Consider the following 19,541-nt stretch of genomic DNA (forward strand, 5'->3'; position numbering starts at 1 on the left):
CGGCGGGGTGCGGATGAATCGCGGTCCCGTCCACGGTCGTCACCTTCGCGGGGAGGCCCGAAGGATTTCTTCTCCCATGGCTTCTTGTCGCCGAAGTCCCGGCGCGGTGCGGATGAATCGCGGTCCCGTCCACGGTCGTCACCTTCGCGGGGAGGCCCGAAGGATTTCTTCTCCCATGGCTTCTTGTCGCCGAAGTCCCGGCGGGGGCGGTAAGGGGTATCACCCGTTTCCCTTACCCTGCCGGGCCTGTGATCGTCGCGGCGGTCCCTTTCCGGCTCACCGGAAAAATCCCGGCGCGGGCGGAATTCGGCCTCCGGCTCGCGCACCCTTGGCACAAATGTTTCCGGCGCGGGCGGCTCGAAAAAATTAGCCTCGGCGATTTTCAGATGCAGGAGCTTGCAGGGGATGGGGCCGTTATACAAATCCTCCTGCTTGTGGGCCGTTATGCCCAGAAACCGGCCAAGGGTGGGGTTGCCGGTGAACACCCCGGCGGAAAAACCCGGAAAATGCGCGCGCAAAAGCTCGCCAAGGCGGGCATGGAGGGAAGCGAGCTCGCTTTCCTCGCCCATGCGCTCGCCGTAGGGCGGGTTTACCACCAAAAGGCCCTTGTCGCTTCTTGGGTTTTCGGGCGGGCGCAGCTCGGAGAAATCCCTTGCCCGCACCCTTATCAGATCGGCGAATCCGGCCCTTATGATGTTGCCGGAAGCGGACCTTGCGGCCCTTGGGGAAATGTCGCAGCCCACCATGGGGCCGAGTCTTTCTCTGCCCTTTGACGCCCGCTCCAGGGCCTCGGCCCGGAGCATGTCCCACAGGCCCTGGTCGTGTCCCTTCCAGCCAAATGCCGCGTAGTATTCCCTTAAAAGCCCCGGAGCCGTATCCGTGGCCATTAAGGCTCCTTCCACCAGAAAGGTCCCGCTTCCGGCCATGGGGTCCACGAGGCTTGCGCCTTCCGCCGCCAGTCCGGGCCAGCCCAGGGCCATCAGAATCGCGGCGGCCAGGTTCTCCTTCAAGGGGGCCTCGCCGCCTTCCTCCCTGTAGCCCCTTTTATGAAGGCCCTCTCCTGCAAGGTCTATGGACATGACGCCCTGGTCCTGGGAGAGATAGAGATTGAGCCTCACCCTTGGGCGGATAAGCTCCACCGTGGGCCTTACCCGGAATTTGTCCCGGAACTGGTCGCAAACCGCGTCCTTCACCCGAAGGGCCGCGAAATGCGAGTTTGAGATGGAAGTCTCCATGGTTACGGCGTCCACCGCCATGGTGGATGCCTTGGACATGTGATCCGCCCAGTTGACTGATTTTACGCCTTCGTAGAGGCTGTCCGAATCGAAGGCCGGGAATTTTCCCACAATGAGAAGTATGCGGCTTGCGGTCCTGGACCACAAAAGCGCGCGGTAAGCCGTTTCAAGGGTTCCTCTAAAATGAACGCCGCCAGCCGACTCCACGGGGGATTGGGCTCCAAGGGCCTTCAATTCTTCCGCAAGAAGCGCGGACACGCCCTTCGGGGCTGAAGCGAAAAATTCATGCATCGTGTTATCCATGGAGTGATCAGCTAACCTTTCCTGCTGCTGTTGCATTGAGCGCTAAAGTGATGGGCATGGGTTCCGCCGCATCCCGGTTGAATACTATTGGGCCCGGTATGCGGAAATGATCCCCGCCCGAATCGGCGGCCAGCCATTTTTCCCTGAAGGCGGCGGCTGTTTTGAAGGCTTGGGAATTTACGTTCACAACTGTTCTTTCTATGACCAACTCCAGTTTTCCGCCCCGCTCCTCAAGGCGCATCAGGGGCGCTATGGGAATGCCTATGGGCTCCCATTTGTCGAATCCGTGTTCAAGGTTGCGGATGGCCGCCATCTGGCCGGTCGCGTTGTTGGCGATGAGTGAAAACGCCGTCATTCCAAGGTTGTAGGTGTAAACGGCGTCAAACCAGGTGGGGTCCGTGCCCCTTCCGTCGTAACCGAAAAAATGGACCTGGGTCTTGAAATCCGGCGTGGCCTTTTTGTGGACCTTGGCCACTGCGGGCGGAATTTGCATATCCGGCTGGATGAGGCCGCGTTTTTCCAGGGCCGCGCGCAGGGATTTGGGCGAGGAGATTTGCTTGTGGGTAAGGTAGAAAGGCCCTTTCGGGTAATTTTCAAAAAGCACAGGCCCGTAGACGTCGGGGGACAGGCCGGCCTTTCTAAGTGTTTTCGTGAAGTATTCGGGGCGGATGCCCACCTTGTAAAGGCCCTGTTGTTTCAGGGTTTTGAGGTAATCCTTCACAAGGCCGTCCAGCACCTTTTCCGTTTCCACCTGGCTGAAGGGAAAGTTGCCGTGGCTGTCCCGCTCCATCAAAAGCCCCTCCTGGAAAAAGGCGGGGATGTCGGAAAAAAGGTCGTCGTCCCGGGTGTTCCACAGGGTGAAGGCCTTGTCCTCCCGGCTGCGCCTGGCCAGGCGGGCCAGATAGGCCCTCTTTTCGCCAAGGGACGGGAAATCGATGTGGAAACCTGCGTCGTAGATGCGGTTGTACTCGGCTATGATGGCGTTCAGCTTGATTATGAACACCTGGATTTCATTGATGAACTCCAGTATCCCTTCGGGAAGGACGATGATGCCGAAGGCCTTGCCCACTGCGGCCCGGCGCACGATGGCGTCGCAGACCACCCGCGAGAGGTGCCGGAGGGTCATTCCATAGGCGGTGTAATCAGTCCCGGCCCCCGCCGCCTCGGCGGCCTCCAGGCGACGGTTGTCGATGTAATGGGCGAGGTCTTCGCCGACAAGGGTCATGCTGGCGTGGGTCTGCAAGCCCACCTCCAGCGCAAGATGGCTGGCCACCCTGCCCATGACCTTGCAAAGGTGCCAGTACTTGGCCCCGCTGCTGGCGTCCGAGCAGAGGCTGGATATCGAGTTGGCAAAGGCCCGTGCGGCGGAATGGAACCCGAAGGACATGGCGCACAGGGTGTTGCCGTCCCTGTCCCTCACCTGGATGTCGCCGTCTATTGTCTTGGGGACCCCGATCACCTGGACGGATTCGCTGTAAAGCTCCTCCGCCAGAAAGGCCGCGTTGGTGTTGGAGTCGTCCCCCCCCACCACAACCAGGGCGTCAAGGCCCAGCTCCTTCACCGTCTGGCGGGAGCAGCGCATTTTTTCACTGGTGTCGATCTTGGTGCGGCCGGTGCGTATCATGCCGAAACCGCCAAGGTTGCGATAGCGGTTGACCAGCTCGTCCGTAAGGATCACGGCCTCGTTTTCTATGACCCCGTCCGGCCCCATGAGAAAGCCGTAAACCTTGTTTTCCGGGTTCGCCTTTTTGGCCCCGTCGTAAAGACCCGCCACCACGTTGTGTCCGCCGGGGGCCGGTCCGCCGGAAAACACAACGCCTATGGTCCTCTTTTTCCCGAAACGAGCCGCAGCCTCCGGCTCTGATTCAACTGGGGCGGTGATGGCCACCACAGGGTTGTTGATTATTCTGGGAAGTTTTTCAGCCGCTTCCTTGTCAACGTCGAAACGGTATTCGGGCCTTGCCGAAAGGACCGTGTGGCAGGCATCAAAAACCGGGCACACGGGGATAACCGCGTTTCGCCTGTGCCTTGTATCGGGGCTTTCGTCATCGGTAAGGGCCGCTATGCGGGGATGCGACGCAAGGTTCGCATAGGTTTCGAGATCAATTCCGCTCACGCCTTCCTCCTTTCCTGGTCAGCGCCTGACGGCATGCACGAGGCCGCAGCGGTTGGATTCCCGCGTCTCCTCGGAGGATCCGCCCGCCACCGGGCTCACCACCTCCACCACGTTCACCCACTGGTCGGTGAAGGCGCGGTAGGACTTGGAGGACCAGTAGAACATGTCCGTGTTCCATGACGGAAAGGCGGGCTGGGCCTTGTATATGCCCTTCAGTTCAGCCGGGGTGGGCAGCCTCCAGTTGGAGAACCCTCCGGTGGTGAGTTCCTCGGCGTATTGTTTCGCGGTGGGGTAGTCCATGCACGGGCGGCCTTCCATGGCCGAGTCCAGAATGGTCCAGGTCAGGCCGGTCCTGCGGTCGGTTACGGTGCCGTTTCTGCCCGGAACGAACCTCGATCCGTTAAGCTGGCTCCTCACCTGGGCCTGGGTTGCCGCGTCCTTTCTGCCTTCCTTTTTTGCTGCAATTTCCTTCAGCCTGTCCTCGATTTTTTTCTGTACGCTGGTTCCGGGATAGGCTTCGAGAAATTCCCTGTAAACGGCCTCGGCGGCGTCGAGATCGCCGCCCTTTGCCTGGGCGTCGGCCAGAAGGCGCTGATAATGAAGGGCCTCTTTCTGGTAGGTGCGGTAGCTGTCCGCCAGTTTTCCAAGCTCAACGGCCCTTGGATTGTCGAAAAGCCCCACATAGGTCTCGCACAGGGTTATGGCCTCGCCCCATTTTTCGGCTTCGGCAAAAGCGTCGATATTCTTTTTCACCGAAAGGTAAAATTCCTCGGCGGTATCGGATATGAGCTTTTTAACCTCCTCAAGGTGCGCGCCCTTGGGATATTTCTTTATGTATCCGACATAGGCCACCATCCGGTCGTCGACGTTTCTGTTCACCATTGAAATCAGGGTGTTGAAATCACGGTCGTCGGTGGCTGCCCTCAAGCGGGCAAGCTCGGCCTGGGCGCTGCCGATCATCTGGCCGCCCTTGTATTTGGCGAGGAAAGCCTCCATAGTCTGGGCCGCCTTTTCAAACTCCTTTTTTCCCGAAAAGGCGTCCGCGCTTTTTTTGGCCTCGTCGAAGGCGGCCTTTTCAATGCGCACCGAAAGCGCGGCTATTTCCTCCCCGGCCTTCTGGGTGTGCTTGTTTTCCCCGGCGGCGTTTACGTATTGCTTGAGAACGGCGAGCTGCTTTTCGGGCGACTTTTCGGCATGGGCTGCTTCGATGGCGGTGTTGTATTCCTTTTCAAGCCTGTTGGCCTTAAGGAACATTAAAAGCGCGATGACAGCCGCAAGGACAAGAACAAGGCCGATACCGCCCAAAATCGCGTATTTTTTCAGGTCACGGGCCAGGGCCGCCCGCTTGGCCTTCTTCTCCTCGCCCTCTATGGTCCACCCTTTTTCCTTGACGTACTGGTGGATGTAGGCCAGGGCCTCCTCTTCGTCCATGCCGAAACGGGCGGCGGAGGAGATGAGGGTTTTCATGTACTCGGAGCGAAGGGTGCCGTCCATTCCGGCTATTTCGATGTCGTTGTCCAGGTCCTTCAGCTGGCTTCTGGCGCGGGATATGTCGTAGGAGGACCGTGATTCCTCGGTCTTGAAAATGGCGATGCAGTGGCCCACCAGGATGGTGCTGGCGGTTACGATGGCGTCCTTTTTGGATATCTTGCTTATTTCCGTCTGTTTGAACTGGGCCTTTTTCTGCAGGAGTTTCAGGCTGGCGTTGTGCTCCACCTCCAGAAACTCGTACAGGGAGGCGAGGCCCAGAACGGCCAGGTTGTCCTCTATGCCCCTTGCTATGGTGGATTCCAGGCTTTTTCCGGCAGGCCCTGCGCTTTCGCCTTCCTTCACCACCGGGCCGGTGATCCGGCGGCGTATGACATCGACTTCCAGGCCGTGCATCTTGGCGAGTTTCGCCACCTCTTCTTCGGTGACGTAGCCCTTGGCCAGCCTGACGCCGATCTGCTTATCGATCTCGGCGAATTTTTCGGCTTCCTTGTGGGCTATGCGATCCCGGATGTCCTTTTCGGCCAGCCCGTGGAGTTCGGCGAGCTTGGCGACTTCCTCGTCCGTGATGTAGCCCTTGGACATCTGTATGGAAAGATGCCTGTCAACGCTTACGAATTTCTCCTCGGCCTTTGCGGACTGCTGGATGGCGGCGTGCCTGGCTTCTTCCTTGCGGAGTTCCGGGTCCATCATGATGCGCCGTATTTCCGGCAGAAAGCCGATGAATTTTTTCGCCTGGATGCCCTTGGTGGGATGGTTCCTGAAACGGCTCCACTGGGCCTGCTTTTTCTTGATGGCCTCTTCGATTACCCTGGGATCCTCCTCAAGAGGATCCACGGAAAGTTCGAGAAGATCGTAGAAATTTTCCCTGTCGAGCGCCATATCCGTTCCTCGTTCGGTTCCCTTGTGTTAGATTTGTACTGAAACCGGCGGCCCGTTCAACGTTTCTCCGCCGGTTTAGCGCGAAAACAGTTGTCCACCGAAACACGAATACTGTTCCATCAGAAGATTTCTGTCAATGGTAAGTTGCGGACAGCACTAGCCGAATGCGTGTGAAAGCCAGTTGCAGACGGCCTGCGGCCCGCAGCCGGAAGTTTTGAAAATGAAGGTTTTCTGCCAGCTTGTGAGTCCGACGGAGATGATTTTCCCCCGATAAGGGGCGCTCCGCACGCTTTCCCCGGTAAAAAAAGCATGTTATCAGGGTCGCTGGCGCGTTTGTAAAACTATGGGCCAGGCGATTTTCCCTCTACCGCCCACCGCCCCTTGCTCACTTTCTTTTGAAATCCCTCTCGATTTCTGCGTTCGTCCATAAAATCCAGGTGGGGCGTCCATGAGGGCAGTGGGCGGGGTCGGGGCAGGACGAAAGGTCCGAGACGAGCCTTTTCATCTCTTCAAGGGACAGGTTCTGGTTGGCCCGCACAGCGCCGTGGCAGGCGGTGAGAGCAACGACCTCGTCCATTATGCGGGGCATGTCGTTTGCGGATTCGATTTCAAGGGCCTTTTCAGCCAACTGCCTCACAAGCTGCGCAAGGGGCCTTCCGCCCAGAAAGGACGGTGCCGCCTTGATAACGAAGGCGTTTCCGGAAAACGGCTCTATTTCGAGCCCCAGCCCTGAAATTTCGGGAAGGATGCCGACAAGGGCGTCGGCCTCCGCGTGGGAGAGGGTGAGGGTTTCGGGAAAGAGCAGGATTTCCGCCTCGATCCGCCCGGCCATAAGCTGCGCTTTGAATTTCTCGAACATCACCCGCTCGTGGGCCGCGTGCTGGTCTATTATCATCAGGCCCTGGCCGGACTCGCAGACTATGTAGGACGAGCGCATCTGGCCAATGACCCGAAACTGTTCGGGTCCGGCCGCCTTTTGCGGGAAAACGGAAGCCTGGACCAGGGAGGCGGGCGGCGCGATCCTGCATGGGGCCTCAAAGGCTCCCTCCCGTTCGATCAAAAAGGCCGCCACAGGCTCGGCCACCGATGCGCCTGATAGGGCGGGGGCCTGCTGCCGGTGGGTGTCCGTCGGGGCCTCGGCCTCTATTTTGCGGGCATGTGAGGGCAGGGGGGCTCTTGCCGGAAATTGCCCCAGGCCAAGGTCGCGTGCTATGGCTGCGGCCCCGGAGGCGCTTTCCGGGCCGCGCCCGCCGGACCCTGAAAAGGCCGGGCCGGAAGGCTGGGGAGGCGGGGCAGGGGAGGCCTCCCAGGGAACGCGGGCGGCCTCGGACTCCGAAAGCGCCTTGGACACCGCCCGAACCAGGGTGGCGTGGACCTCCTTCGATCTGGCGAACCTCACCTGGGCCTTGGCCGGGTGAACGTTGACGTCCACCTCGGCGTGGGGCGCGTCCACGGAGATCACGGCCACCGGATAGCGCCCCCTTGTGAGCCGCCCGGAAAAGCCCTCCATCACCGCGTGCATAAGAAGCCGGTCAGCCACCACCCTTTTGTTGACAAAAAGGTACAGGGATCGTGATGTGGAGCGCGAGAGTTCGGGAGGGGCCAGTACGCCGGAAATGGAGGCGGCGTCCGTCCCGAAGAAAACTGGAATCAGGTCCCGGCCCGTTTCGTAGCCCAGCACCGCGTGAAAGCGGGCCTCAGGGTTTTTTGCCGCTGGCCAGGAAAAGACCTCGCGCCCGTTGTGGATGAGGGTGAAGGAGACATCCGGGCGGCAGAGGGCAGCGGACGTGACGGTTTCCGCCACGTGGCCCATTTCGGTGGCCGCGCTTTTGAGGAATTTTTTTCTTGCCGGGACATTGTGAAAAAGGCGTGAAACGCTCACCACCGTGCCGACCGGAGCGCCGGTTTCGGCCACGTCCAGCATCCGGCCCGCCTCCACTCTTATTACGGATGCGCACTCGCCTTCTGCGCTGCGGCTAATCAGGGTGAGGGCGGAAACCGAGGCTATGGATGGCAGGGCCTCCCCCCGAAAGCCTAACGTATGGATTTCAAAGAGGTCTTCGTCGGTTTTGATCTTGCTTGTGGCGTAGCGCTCAAGGCAGAGGAGGGCGTCGTCCCGGTCCATGCCACAGCCGTTGTCCGACACCCGTATCAGGCTTTTGCCGCCATCCGAAACCTCTATGGAAATCCTGTCCGCGCCCGCGTCCAGGGCGTTTTCCAGAAGTTCCTTCACCACCGAGCCGGGGCGCTCCACCACCTCCCCGGCGGCGATCTTGTTGGTGAGGATTTCCGGCAGGATTCGGATTTCGGACACGGGTCATTTATCCGGCATGGATTTCATGTGGCGGCAGAGAAATTCCTCGTCCAAAGGCTTCAAGTCGTATTTGACGCAGGCCTCCTCGATGAGTTTTTCGGGGTCGGCGGCCGGGTCCGCAAGTTTCATTTCGCTTATCCACTTGACGGCCCGGCGTAAGTCTTCACCTTCAGGCATGATGGTGGTCATGAAAGCCTTCCTTTCAACAGCCCGTCTAAAAACGCGATACTTTAGTGTCACGCTTCAAAGCCAATTCCGCCACGTACGAACATCCTGATTTAGCCCAAGAACTCTGCGATTTCTTGGGCGGGTACGCTTGCTCATTGGCTTCTCGCGAACCTTAGCATTTCATCGCCAATATTCAAACTGTTATACGGGCTTCTTGGCCAGCCTTTTCAATATACTGTCAAAGGGCTGGTTTTTGTTGATATACGTTCAGGGCCTTTTCAAGATGTTGGGCCACGGTGAGGATGGTCTCCTCCGCAAACTGGTCGGCCATGATCTGAAGGCCTATGGGAAGGCCGCCTTCCGAAAAGCCGCAGGGCACCGAGATGCCCGGAAGCCCGGCCAGGTTCGCCGGAACCGTGAAGATGTCGGAAAGATACATGGTCAAGGGGTCGGAGCATTTTTCGCCCATGAGAAAGGCCGGGGTGGGGCACACCGGGGCCACTATGGCGTCGCAGGCGGCGAAGGCCCTGGCGAAGTCCCTCATGATCAGGGTGCGGACAGCAGAAGCCTTGCCGTAGTAGGCGTCGTAATAACCGGATGAAAGGGCGTAGGTGCCCAGAATTATTCGCCTTCTGACTTCCGGCCCGAATCCTTTGGAGCGCGTGTTGGTGTACATCTCCAAAAGATTCGACGGGTCCGGGTCCCGGAACCCGTATTTCACGCCGTCGTAGCGGGCGAGATTGGACGAGGCTTCGGCTGTTGCGATGAGGTAGTAGGCGGCCACGGCGTATTCGGTGTGGGGAAGGCTCACCGAAACAACTTCGGCCCCAAGGCCTTCCAGGGTTTTGACAGCCTTATACACGCACCTGGAAACGTCCGGTTCAAGCCCCTCGCTGTTGAAATACTCCCCGGGAAGGCCCAGAACCAGGCCCTTCACGTCCCGGCCAAGAGCTTCCGTATAGTCCGGGACCGGCTTGGGCATGGAAGTGGAGTCTTTATGGTCGTGACCGGCCAGCACGTTCATCAAAAGCGCTGCGTCCTCCACGGTTTTGGTGAGGGGTCCCACCTGGTCCAGAGAGGATGCGTAGGCCACCAGCCCGTAACGCGAAACCCGTCCGTAGGAGGGCTTCAATCCAACCACCCCGCAGTGGGAGGCGGGCTGCCGTATGGATCCGCCCGTGTCCGAGCCTACGGAGCCAAGCCCCATGTCGGCGGCCACGGCTGCTGCAGAGCCGCCAGACGAGCCTCCGGGGATGCGCGAAAGGTCCCAGGGGTTTTTGGTGGGCTTATAGGCGGAGTTTTCCGTGGACGAACCCATGGCGAACTCGTCCATGTTGTTCTTGCCCACTATCACCGCCCCCGCGTCCCGGAGTTTCTGCACCACCGTGGCGTCGTAGGGGGGAATGAAGTTTTCAAGGATCTTCGAGCCGCAGGTGGTGCGAAGGCCCTTGGTACACAATACATCCTTCACGCTTATGGGAACGCCGCAAAGTGGGCCGCCCCCGCCACTTTTAAGGGCCTGGTCGCAAAGCTCGGCCTCCTGCATGGCCCGGTCGCGGAAAATGCTCAAAAAGGCGTCAACCTTGGGTTCCACGTCATCTATGCGGGAAAGGATCGAGCCGGTCAGCTCGCAGGACGTAAGCTTTCCCTCGGCCAGAAGCCGGGCCGCCTGGGATATTGTGAGGCGAAATGGTTCCATGATGGCTTTCTTAAAATAAGCTCTAAATTACGCGGGGCACCAGAAAATTGGTTCCATCCTGCATGGGGGCGTTTGCCAGGGCGCTTTCCCGGTCTATGGATGGCCTTGCCTCGTCCTCGCGCAGGGCGTTGCAGATGGGCAGGACGTGGGACGCAGCGGGCACGTCTCCGGTGTCGGCGTTGTCCAGTTTTTTCACGTAGGAAAGTATCTCCCCCAACTGCCGGGCAAAGTCCCCGACCTCGTCCGGCAAAAGGTGAAGCCGGGCCAGCTTGGCCACGTAGAGGACCTCCTCCGGGGTGATCCTTTGTTTTTCTTCGCTCATCCGATTATTGCCGGGCTCAATGTCTTGTTCCATTTTTCGCTTTTCGGAAAAAGTTCAAAAAGTGGGATCGGGGAGTTTCTTCCGTGGCCGGATCCTCTTGAAAAAGGGATGAGAACCACGCCCCGAATAAGTTCTTTCACTCGATTTTCACCACGAGGCTTTCGGCGGAGGTCTCCGAAAGGGCCTTGCGCACCATTTCAGCCTTGGGGCGGTTGCCGTAGCGGCCCACCCTGACCCTGTGGATGTCGTCCTTGCCGGGCCTTTTGATCACCATGGCCCAGGCCGGGTAGCCCTTTTTCAAAAGCAGGCCGACGAGCCTGTCCGCTTCGTCCGCGCTTGTGACCGCCGCCACCTGCACCGTCCAGGTCGCCAGGCTTTCCGCCGCGCCCGGCGTGACAGAAGCTGCGTCCGCCCTGGCCGTGTCGGATTCGGCCTTTTCATCTTCGGGCTTCGATGCGCCAGGCTTATCTTTTGACTTTATCATTTCAGACAGGAACTTCAAAGCTGGCTGCGCCACGCTGCTCACGGACCGGGGGGTGTAATCCCGCGCGGCGGCCTCGGAGGGGGTGTATAAAAGGTGATCACCGGTGTTGTCCCCGGCTTCCTTTGTGAGGTCGGTGGGCCGGCTCCTCTGTTGCCCCTTTCGGAGTTCAATGGTTGAAAGGGCCTGCTTTATATCCGAGAACTGGCCCCGCATGTCCTGGTAATCGTACATGATGGGCCCCTGACGCCTTCCGGCGTAATGCCCCAGGCCGAACATGGCCGCCATGCCGACAAACACGATTGCGGTCAAGATCACAATGGATGACCTGCCAAGGGTCACCTGCTTTCCGGGCGGCTTTTTGACCGGTTTTTTGGACGAATTTTTGGCCGAATTTTTTACCGGGGGCATGGCTTCACATGGTTTCGGGTGCGTTTACTCCAAGAAGGCCAAGCCCGTTCCGGATGACCTTGCGGATGGCGGCCACCAGGGCGAGCCTGGCCTGCGAAAGGCCGGTGTCTTCGGATATTACCCTGTGCCGATTGTAATAGGGATGGAAAAGCGAGGCAAGCTCCAAAAGATAATAGGTGATCCTGTGGGGCTCCAGAAGCCTTGCCGCCTCTCCCACCGCCTCCGGGAAAAGGTTGAGCTTTTTCAGGAGCTTCAACTCTTCGGGCTCCAGAAGGGAGGCTGCTTCGGGGTCTGCCGCAAGCCCGGCCTCGGCGGCCTTTTTCTCTATGGACGAAATCCGGGCGTGAACGTACTGGACGTAATAGACCGGGTTGTCCGAGCTTTTCTGCTTGGCGAGCTCCAGGTCGAAATCCAGCGGGCTTTCGTGGTGCCGGGTGAGGAAGATGAAGCGGGCGGCGTCCGCGCCCACCTCGTCCACCACCTCGGAAAGGGTGATGAACTCCCCGCTCCGGGTGGACATGGCCACGGGGCTTCCGGCCCTTAAAAGGTTGACCAGGGTGACCAGGACCGCCCGGAAGCTCTCTTTCGGCTTTCCGACCGCTTCAACCGCTGCGGTGACGCGGTCCACGTAGCCGTGGTGATCGGCTCCCCAGACGTCGATGACCCTGTTGAACCCGCGCGAGAATTTTTCCGCGTGGTAGGCGATGTCAGCCGCGAAATAGGTGTTCAAGCCGTTCTGGCGCACCACCACCCTGTCTTTCTCGTCGCCGTAGGAGGAGCTTTTGAACCACCAGGCCCCGTCCAGCTCGTAGATCAGGCTGCGGGCCTTCATATCGCCAAGGGTCTTGTCCACGAAGCCCGAATCGTAGAGGGACTGCTCGGAAAACCAGTTGTCGTGTATCACCCCGAAATTTTTCAGATCGGCCCGGATGCCGTCCAGAATGATCCGGGCGGCCTTTCTGGCGCACAGGGCCACGGCCTCTTCTCCGGGAAGGGCCGCCAGTTCCGCGCCGTGTTCCTCGCTTATCCGCCTTGCGATGTCCCTTATGTAAGGCCCCTGGTAGGCGTCTTCGGGAAAATCGATGCTTTCGCCCTTCTCCTCCTGCATCCGAAGCCACACGGAAAGGCCTAAGGTGCGGATCTGGCGGCCCGAATCGTTTATGTAGTATTCCCGTGTCACGTCGTGCCCGGTGAAGGCCAGAAGGCTCGCCAGGCAGTCGCCCACAGCCGCCCCCCTGCCGTGGCCAACGTGAAGGGGGCCGGTGGGGTTGGCGCTCACGAACTCCACCATGACCTTTTCGCCCCTGCCGATGTTCGAGGACCCGTAGAGCGAGTCCCTGCCGTGGACCACGGAGAGGACCTTGCGCCATCCTTCGGGGCGGATGAAAAAGTTGATGAATCCGGGACCGGCGATTTCCGAACGGGCCAGGATGTTTTCCGGGTCTTCAATGTGATCGAGGATCGCAGCCGCGATTTTTTTCGGGGCCTTTTTCTCGTCCCTTGCCATGGTCATGGCGAGGTTGGTGGCGAAATCGCCGTGGGCCTCCTGCCTTGGTTCATCCAGAAGAACGGGTGAGGCCAGGGGGCAGGTGAGTTCGCCTGCGTTTACCGCGTTGTTCCAGGCGTTTGAAATTATTGCCGCCAGGGCTTCCTTCATGGTCAACTTTCGTTAAGCATTTTACAACATGCTGATTTGAAATGGGTTATCGGTTCGCATACCAAGCATCGGCATCCTTTTACTCATAATTGGTTTTGGGATTTTAGTCAAGAAATCGAGTTTGCCCGCCATTTGAACCGGCGCACCCGGAGTGTGAAACCCAAACTTTACTTTTATCAGGTCATTTAAAATGGTATAATTAAGAATACACATGCCCTGTCTTAAGGTGAAGGAGTTCTTGGCCCGCCGGTACAGGCTAAGACAAGCCGCCTCTACAAGGGCTGTATTTTTCCATGCAAGGCAAGACCATGAAAGACGGATTTGAAATTCGCGGGGAAACCATTCTGGTTGTGGATGACGAGGACGTCACCCTCTTGATGATGGACCTGTTGCTGACAGGCGCTGGTTTTGCAGTGAAAAAGGCGAAAAGCGCCGTGAAGGCCCTGGAAATGATAGGGGCGGAGCAGGTGGACCTGGTTCTCACCGACCAGGAAATGCCCGAAATGGACGGCCTGGAGCTTCTGGAGCGGGTCAAGGCCATCCGTCCCAATTTGCCGGTCATCATCTTCACCGCCCACGGAAGCCTGCCCAAGGCCGTGGCCAGCATCAAGAAGGGGGCGGACGATTACCTTAACAAGCTGGTGAACCAGGAAGAAATCCTGGCTGTGATCAGGCGCTCCCTGGAGTTCAGCCGGATGAGCGAGGCCAACTTAAGGCTCAAGGCCCACCTGACGGAACTCTACAGCTTTCACGTGATCCAGACCCAGTCGCCCCTCATGAAGGAATGCCTGGAACTCGCCGAAAAGGTGGCCAAAAGCGCCATGACCACCGTCTGCCTTTCCGGGGAGAGCGGAACCGGCAAGGAGGTCCTGGCCCGTGCCATTCATTTTTCCGGGGAGCGCATGGACGCGCCCTTCGTTGCCGTAAATTGCGCGGGAATTCCGGCGGGGCTTCTTGAAAGCGAGCTTTTCGGCCATGTGAAGGGGGCATTCACAGGGGCTGACAGGGATCACGCCGGACGCTTCGCCACCGCCGCCAACGGCACCCTGCTTCTGGACGAGATTGCGGACATGCCGCTGGGGCTCCAGGCCAAGCTCTTGAGGGTTCTCCAGGAGCGGGTTTACGAGCCGGTGGGGTCCAACAAATCCTTGCGCGCGAATTGCCGGGTAATAACCTCCACAAACAGAAAACTCTGGGACATGGTAAAGGCGGGCGCCTTCCGGGAGGACCTCTATCACCGCATAAACGCCTTTCCCATAATCCTGCCGCCCCTGCGCCAGCGCCGGGAGGACATCCCCCTTCTTGCCGGGCATTTTCTCTCAAGGCTGAGCGACGAGCTGGGCAGGCCGGTTTTCAGCCTTGCCCCGGACGCCCTGGCCACGCTTTCGGATAATTTCTGGCCCGGCAACATAAGGGAGCTTAAAAACTGCCTGGAACGCGCCGCCATAATATCGGACGGAAGCGTCATCCAAATCGGGCATCTTGGCATAAGTCCGGCCAAATCAGGGCCCAAGGAGGTGCAGACCGGCCGGGACGGAAGGATAATTCTTACCGTTTCGGTGGAAAAGGAGGACTTCGGGCTGGACGCCCTGGTGGGAAGGATTCTTGAAATAGCCCTGGAAAAATTCGGCAAAAACAAGAGCCGGGCAGCGGCCTGGCTCAAGGTGGACCGGAAAATGTTCTACAGAAGATAGGGACGCCTGCCCAAAAACGCGAACTGCTGTATTGTATGGAGCCACAATCTCCTATTCGTTTGCCGCCGCAATTTCGTCTATCAGCTCGGCCAGGGCCAGGGCCAGGGCGGGATGGAGCCGACCGGCAAGGGCCGAATCGCCTTCCTCAGCCGCCCTTTCCAGGCGTTCGGCTGCGTCTTTGGTGCGGCTTGCCCCCATCTGCATGGAAAGGCCCTTTATGGAATGGGCCATGCGCCTCAAATCCTCCAGGCTGCCCGTTTCAGCCGCCCGGTTCAATGCGTCAAGCCTTGCGGGAACCGTTTTCAGGAAAAGCTCGGTCACCTTTTTAAGCGAGTCGAGGTTGCGGCCCAGCCTTTCGAGAAGCCACTCGCGGTCAAGAATCGCGCCCGGCGCGGGGAGAACCCGGTCATCGGCATATTCGGAAAATTGCTGGGAGCCGGGCTCGCCAAGGCGCTCTTTCATAACCTTGGCTATGGTTTTCATCAGAATCGGCACGTCAACGGGCTTGGCCACGTAATCGTCCAGCCCCGCCTCAAGGAATCGCTCCCGGTCGCCTTTCAGCGAATGTGCGGTGAGTGCGATCACGGGAACGTCGTGAGGAGTGGCCCAGCCTTGGGCCATGCGCAGCCTTCGGGTGGTTTCCATTCCGTCCATGCCCGGCATCTGTATGTCCATCAACACCAGCTCAACCCGGTTTTCTTCCAGGAAGCGCAGGGCCGCTTCGCCGTCCTCCGCCGTGGACGGCCTGTAACCCGCCCTTGCGAGAAACAGGCAGATCATCTGGCTTATGACCGGGTTGTCCTCCACCACCAGAATATCCAGGCCTTCCTGCATCCTTGTTTCTGTAAGCGGCATTCTGTTTTCAGTCTCCCTGCCCGGCGTGAACCGCGATGTGAAAAAGAAGGTGCTTCCAAGGCCGGGAGCGCTTTCAATCCATATGGCCCCGCCCATCAGTTCAACCAGTTTCCTTGAAATGGAAAGGCCCAGACCGGTGCCGCTGTGCCTCCTGGTGAGAAATTCCTCCGCCTGGGTGAACTGGTTGAATATGAATTCGTGCTTCTCAGGGGCGATGCCGATGCCCGTGTCCCTTACGGAAAAAAGCAGGCTGAGGGTTTCGATGGGGGCCTGAGACGGATCGCCTCCGTTTTCGCCGCCAACGGGTGCGGGTCTGACCGACAGTTCGATCGAGCCGACTGCTGTGAACTTAACGGCGTTTCCAAGCAGGTTCACGAGCACCTGGCGAAGCCGGTAGGGGTCGCCCGACAGGATTGCGGGAATTTTCCGATCGATGGAGTACGACAGTCCAAGTCCCTTTTTATCAGCCACCACCCTGAAGGATTTGACCGTGCTTTCAAGAAGTTCCGGCAGCGAAAAATCCAGTTGCCGGATTTCCAGCTTGTTGGCCTCGATCTTGCTCATGTCCAGTATGTCGTTTAGCAGATTCAACAGGCTTCTGGCCGAATCCAGGACAGGCTCAAGGCATTCCCTCTGGCGAGGGTCGAGTTCCGACTCAAGGGCCAACTGGGTCATGCCCATGATGATGGTCATGGGGGTTCTTATCTCGTGGCTCATGTTGGCCAGGAACCTGGATTTTTCCTTGCTGGCCTCCTCGGCCTTCTCCTTTGCCAGCCGCAGCATATCCTGGGCGGTCTTGCTCTCATGGATGTCCACCGCCATCTCGTAGCGCACCATGCGCCCGTCGGGCCAGCGTATGGCCTTGTCAAAGCACCTGTACCAGCGCCCGGCCACCGGGTTCAGCATCTCCCACGTGTGGCTCCTGCCTAAATTTTCCCCGAATATCATTGGGTTTGTGCAAAAATCGCAGGGCGTCTCCCTGTTTTGAAACACCCTGTGGCATATCATCCCCTTGGCGTCGCCCATGACATCGCGCAAGGTCTTGTTCATATAAAGGATTTCATATGTGTCGGGATCGGAGACGTAGATTATTTCGTTTGAGGCGTCGAATATGGAGAGGAACTGCTGGCGCTCGAAATCGAGGGCCTGGCTTGTTTTCTTGTGGTTGTCGATTTCCAGGGTGAGCTTGGTGTTGACGCTGACCAAGTCCCTTGTCCGTTCGTCCACCTTTTTCGCCAGAGTCCTGTTCCGGCTTTCAACAGCCCTGACCCTTGCCTTGTATCCGCCGTAAAGGAACAAGCAGAACAATATCGCAATCACCAGCCTGAACTGCCAGGTCCCCCACCAGGGAGGGGTGATTACAATGGAGAGGGAGGCCCCGTTCCTGTTCCACATCCCGTCGTTGTTGGACCCCCTTACCCGGAAAACGTATTTGCCGGGATGAAGGCTGGTGTAAGTGGCCAGCCTGTTCTGGCTGTCGGTGTTTATCCAGCGGGAGTCGTAACCTTCCAGGATGTAGGCGAAGCGGTTTTTTTCAGGCACGGCGTAGTTCAAGGCTGAAAACTCGATGCTGAAAACCGACTGGTCGTGGCTGAGCACGATTTTTTCCGTAAGGCCGACGGGTGATGAAAGTACGCTGTCCCTGCCGGGCCCGACGCTCTTGTGGAACAGGAGAAAATCCGTGAATACGACGGGCGGCGCTGTTTCGTTGTGGCGTATGGCAGCCGGGTCGAAGCGGTTCAGGCCCGCGTTGCCGCCGAAATAAAGCTCGCCGTTTCTGGTCTTCAGATAGGAAAGGGGAGCGAAGGCTGAGGCCTGAAGCCCGTCCCTCCGGTCGTAGGTCTTGAAGTAGCCGGTTTTTGGGTTGTAGCAAGTCAGCCCCGAGTTGCCGGAAAGCCAAAGGTTGCCAGCATCGTCTTCCAGGATGCCGAAAATGGGCCCGTTCAAGGCGGGTTCCGCCGAATCGGGGCGAGAGAACCTGCATGTCCTGGGGTCATACCGGTCAAGGCCTCCCACGGTTCCGAACCAGATGATCCCGGATGAGTCCTGGTGCATGCAGTAAATGGTGTTGGCCCTTATGGACGCCGGATCGTTTTCCCGGTGTTCGAAATGATCGAATACGCCGGATTCCGGGATGAACCTGTCGACCCCCTTTCCGATGACGCTCACCCAGAGGAAGCCCCCGGTATCCGACAGTATGGCCAGCAACCTGTCGTCAGCGAGGCTTGCCGGGATCATGGGGTCGTGGCCGTACCGGATGAAAATCCCCGAACTTCTGTCATACCTGAAAAGCCCGCTGCCGAAGGTCCCCACCCAAAGATCGCCCCTTGGGTCCTGGTGAAGGAACAGTATCAGTTCCTTTCCGGCTGGCGCTCCGCTCCTTATGTCAAGGGGAACCTGCCTGAAGGCGCCTTTCTCCCTGTCAAGGATAAGAAGCCCCGCGTCCCACGATCCCACCCACAGCGTTCCTGTGCGGTCCTCCAGCACCGACGTGGCCATTCCGGCCCTGACTCCACCCTGGGATGCCAGGCGCCGTCCGTAGTTGGTGAATCTGCCGGTCTTCGGATCAAGGCGGTCCAGCCCGCCGTCTGCCGAGGTTATCCACACCATGCCGGAGGAATCCTCGAACATTCCCCGCATCTTGTTGCCGCCCAGTCCCTGGGTTACCGCCGGATTGTAGCGGTAGGGTATGAATTTTATGGCGTTGGGGTCGATCTTGTTGACGCCGTCCGTCATGGTGCCGACCCACAGGGCCCCGGTCCGGTCCTCGCATATGCTGATTACGGAGTTTTCCGTGAGGGAATAAGGATTCGCCGGATCGTTTAAGTAGCGCCTGAAGGTTCCAGAGGCCCGGTCCATATGGTTGAGGCCGCCGCCCCTTGCGCCCACCCAGAGCCGACCCGTCCGGTCTTCGTGTATGAAAGATATGGTGTCGTTGCTTATGCTTGCAGGATTGCCGGGATCGTGTCTGAACCTCTTGAATTTTTTAGTTTTATTGTCGAAGCGGCAAAGCCCGCCGAGCTGGGTGCCCGCCCACAGGACGCCCGCGCTGTCCGCAAAAAGTGCGACCACCGTGTTGTTGGAAAGGCTTTCGGGGTCTTCGGGATCATGCCTGAAGGTTTCAAAGGCGCGTTTTTCCGGGTCGAAACGGCAAAGACCTTCATTGGTTCCAGCCCACAAGCGCCCGTCTTTGTCCCTGCCCAGGGACCTCACCTGGTCGTTGGGCAGGCTCGCCGGGTCATCGGACCTGTGAGTGAAAACCGTGAACCTGCCTGTTTTGGGGTCGAGAAGAGCCAGGCCTCCAAGCGTGGCCACCCAGAACCGTCCGTCCTTTTCTTCCGCAAGGGCCTGGACGCGGTTTTCGGGAAGACTTTGCGGGTTTTTCGGGTCGTTTAAAAAGCTGATGAATTTTTCGGTTTTGGGATTGAACAGGCTGAGTCCGCGCCCTGTCCCTATCCACAAAAGCCCGGCCTTGCTTTCCGTTATGCAGTTGATTACGTTGTAGCTGATGGAGGATTCGTCGTCCGCCCGGTGGGAAAAACTTTTGAACCTGTATCCGTCGTACCTGTAAAGGCCGCTTTCTGTGCCGAACCACATGTAGCCGTAGCTGTCCTGGAAAACAGAGGAAACCTGCTGGCCGGGCAGCCCGTTTTCGGCGTTTATGCGCTCGAAGGCCAGGTTGAACTCGTCGGGCTGGCCGGCCGCCAAGGTCAGGGAGGGCGAAAACAGAAAGGCGGCTATGGCAAGGACTGTCAGAACCTTACGCATAAGGTTTTTCCTGAAAACATGGATCGGGGTTACGAAATTTAACGGCCTGTACCATAAACGAACATAAAAAAGAATATCATAAAATCAATGAATTAAGAAACAAATTTTTTAAGCATGGCCCAAAAAGGTACAGAGGCGGTTTTCTGGA

Annotated in this window: 11 protein-coding genes; 1 reads left to right on the top strand and 10 read right to left on the bottom strand. The window is 58.6% G+C overall.

The window, feature by feature from the left end; genetic code table 11:
• From HZB23_15360 to HZB23_15400, 9 genes are all read right to left on the bottom strand, one after another.
• Nucleotides 1-1,526: hypothetical protein (locus HZB23_15360; protein ID MBI5846036.1), on the bottom strand; the 1,526-nt coding region annotated here is incomplete at its 3' end.
• Nucleotides 1,527-1,545: 19 nt separating this feature from the next.
• Nucleotides 1,546-3,645: a 6-phosphofructokinase gene (locus tag HZB23_15365; GenBank protein ID MBI5846037.1), complete on the bottom strand. Its 2,100-nt coding sequence runs from the start codon at nucleotides 3,643-3,645 to the stop codon at nucleotides 1,546-1,548.
• A gap of 27 nt (nucleotides 3,646-3,672) precedes the next feature.
• Nucleotides 3,673-6,024 carry a DUF1566 domain-containing protein gene (locus HZB23_15370; protein MBI5846038.1) on the bottom strand — a complete coding sequence of 784 codons (2,352 nt, stop codon included), beginning with the start codon at nucleotides 6,022-6,024 and terminating at the stop codon, nucleotides 3,673-3,675.
• 385 nt (nucleotides 6,025-6,409) lie between these two features.
• Complete coding sequence (mutL, locus tag HZB23_15375) at nucleotides 6,410-8,338, bottom strand: DNA mismatch repair endonuclease MutL (GenBank protein ID MBI5846039.1); 1,929 nt, start codon at nucleotides 8,336-8,338, stop codon at nucleotides 6,410-6,412.
• 3 nt (nucleotides 8,339-8,341) lie between these two features.
• On the bottom strand, nucleotides 8,342-8,527 hold the full coding sequence (locus tag HZB23_15380; protein MBI5846040.1) for a hypothetical protein: 186 nt from the start codon (nucleotides 8,525-8,527) through the stop codon (nucleotides 8,342-8,344).
• A gap of 217 nt (nucleotides 8,528-8,744) precedes the next feature.
• Nucleotides 8,745-10,205: an Asp-tRNA(Asn)/Glu-tRNA(Gln) amidotransferase subunit GatA gene (gene gatA / locus HZB23_15385; protein ID MBI5846041.1), complete on the bottom strand. Its 1,461-nt coding sequence runs from the start codon at nucleotides 10,203-10,205 to the stop codon at nucleotides 8,745-8,747.
• 22 nt (nucleotides 10,206-10,227) lie between these two features.
• Nucleotides 10,228-10,527 (bottom strand): Asp-tRNA(Asn)/Glu-tRNA(Gln) amidotransferase subunit GatC, encoded by a 300-nt coding sequence (gene gatC / locus HZB23_15390; protein ID MBI5846042.1) that lies wholly within the window; start codon nucleotides 10,525-10,527, stop codon nucleotides 10,228-10,230.
• Between the two features lie 136 nt (nucleotides 10,528-10,663).
• The gene (locus HZB23_15395) at nucleotides 10,664-11,419 is read right to left on the bottom strand and encodes an SPOR domain-containing protein (GenBank protein MBI5846043.1); all 756 of its coding nucleotides are present in this window, start codon (nucleotides 11,417-11,419) and stop codon (nucleotides 10,664-10,666) included.
• 4 nt (nucleotides 11,420-11,423) lie between these two features.
• Complete coding sequence (locus tag HZB23_15400; GenBank protein ID MBI5846044.1) at nucleotides 11,424-13,076, bottom strand: arginine--tRNA ligase; 1,653 nt, start codon at nucleotides 13,074-13,076, stop codon at nucleotides 11,424-11,426.
• 308 nt (nucleotides 13,077-13,384) lie between these two features.
• Here HZB23_15400 and HZB23_15405 point away from each other — a divergent pair, with 308 nt between their 5' ends.
• Nucleotides 13,385-14,770, top strand: a complete 1,386-nt coding sequence (locus HZB23_15405; protein MBI5846045.1) for a sigma-54-dependent Fis family transcriptional regulator — start codon at nucleotides 13,385-13,387, stop codon at nucleotides 14,768-14,770.
• Nucleotides 14,771-14,821: 51 nt separating this feature from the next.
• On the opposite strand, the gene HZB23_15410 is transcribed toward HZB23_15405, so the two are convergent.
• The gene (locus tag HZB23_15410; protein ID MBI5846046.1) at nucleotides 14,822-19,393 is read right to left on the bottom strand and encodes a response regulator; all 4,572 of its coding nucleotides are present in this window, start codon (nucleotides 19,391-19,393) and stop codon (nucleotides 14,822-14,824) included.
• Nucleotides 19,394-19,541 lie beyond the last annotated feature (148 nt).

The sequence above is a fragment of the Deltaproteobacteria bacterium genome, from assembly GCA_016235345.1.
Lineage (GTDB): Bacteria > Desulfobacterota > Desulfobacteria > Desulfobacterales > Desulfatibacillaceae > JACRLG01.

Coding starts and splice junctions, on each gene's coding strand:
- HZB23_15370 (MBI5846038.1), bottom strand. CDS start 6,024: ATGGCGCTCGACAGGGAAAATTTCTACGATCTTCTCGAACTTTCCGTG.
- HZB23_15380 (MBI5846040.1), bottom strand. CDS start 8,527: ATGACCACCATCATGCCTGAAGGTGAAGACTTACGCCGGGCCGTCAAG.
- gatA (MBI5846041.1), bottom strand. CDS start 10,205: ATGGAACCATTTCGCCTCACAATATCCCAGGCGGCCCGGCTTCTGGCC.
- gatC (MBI5846042.1), bottom strand. CDS start 10,527: ATGAGCGAAGAAAAACAAAGGATCACCCCGGAGGAGGTCCTCTACGTG.
- HZB23_15395 (MBI5846043.1), bottom strand. CDS start 11,419: ATGCCCCCGGTAAAAAATTCGGCCAAAAATTCGTCCAAAAAACCGGTC.
- HZB23_15400 (MBI5846044.1), bottom strand. CDS start 13,076: ATGAAGGAAGCCCTGGCGGCAATAATTTCAAACGCCTGGAACAACGCG.
- HZB23_15405 (MBI5846045.1), top strand. CDS start 13,385: ATGAAAGACGGATTTGAAATTCGCGGGGAAACCATTCTGGTTGTGGAT.
- HZB23_15410 (MBI5846046.1), bottom strand. CDS start 19,393: ATGCGTAAGGTTCTGACAGTCCTTGCCATAGCCGCCTTTCTGTTTTCG.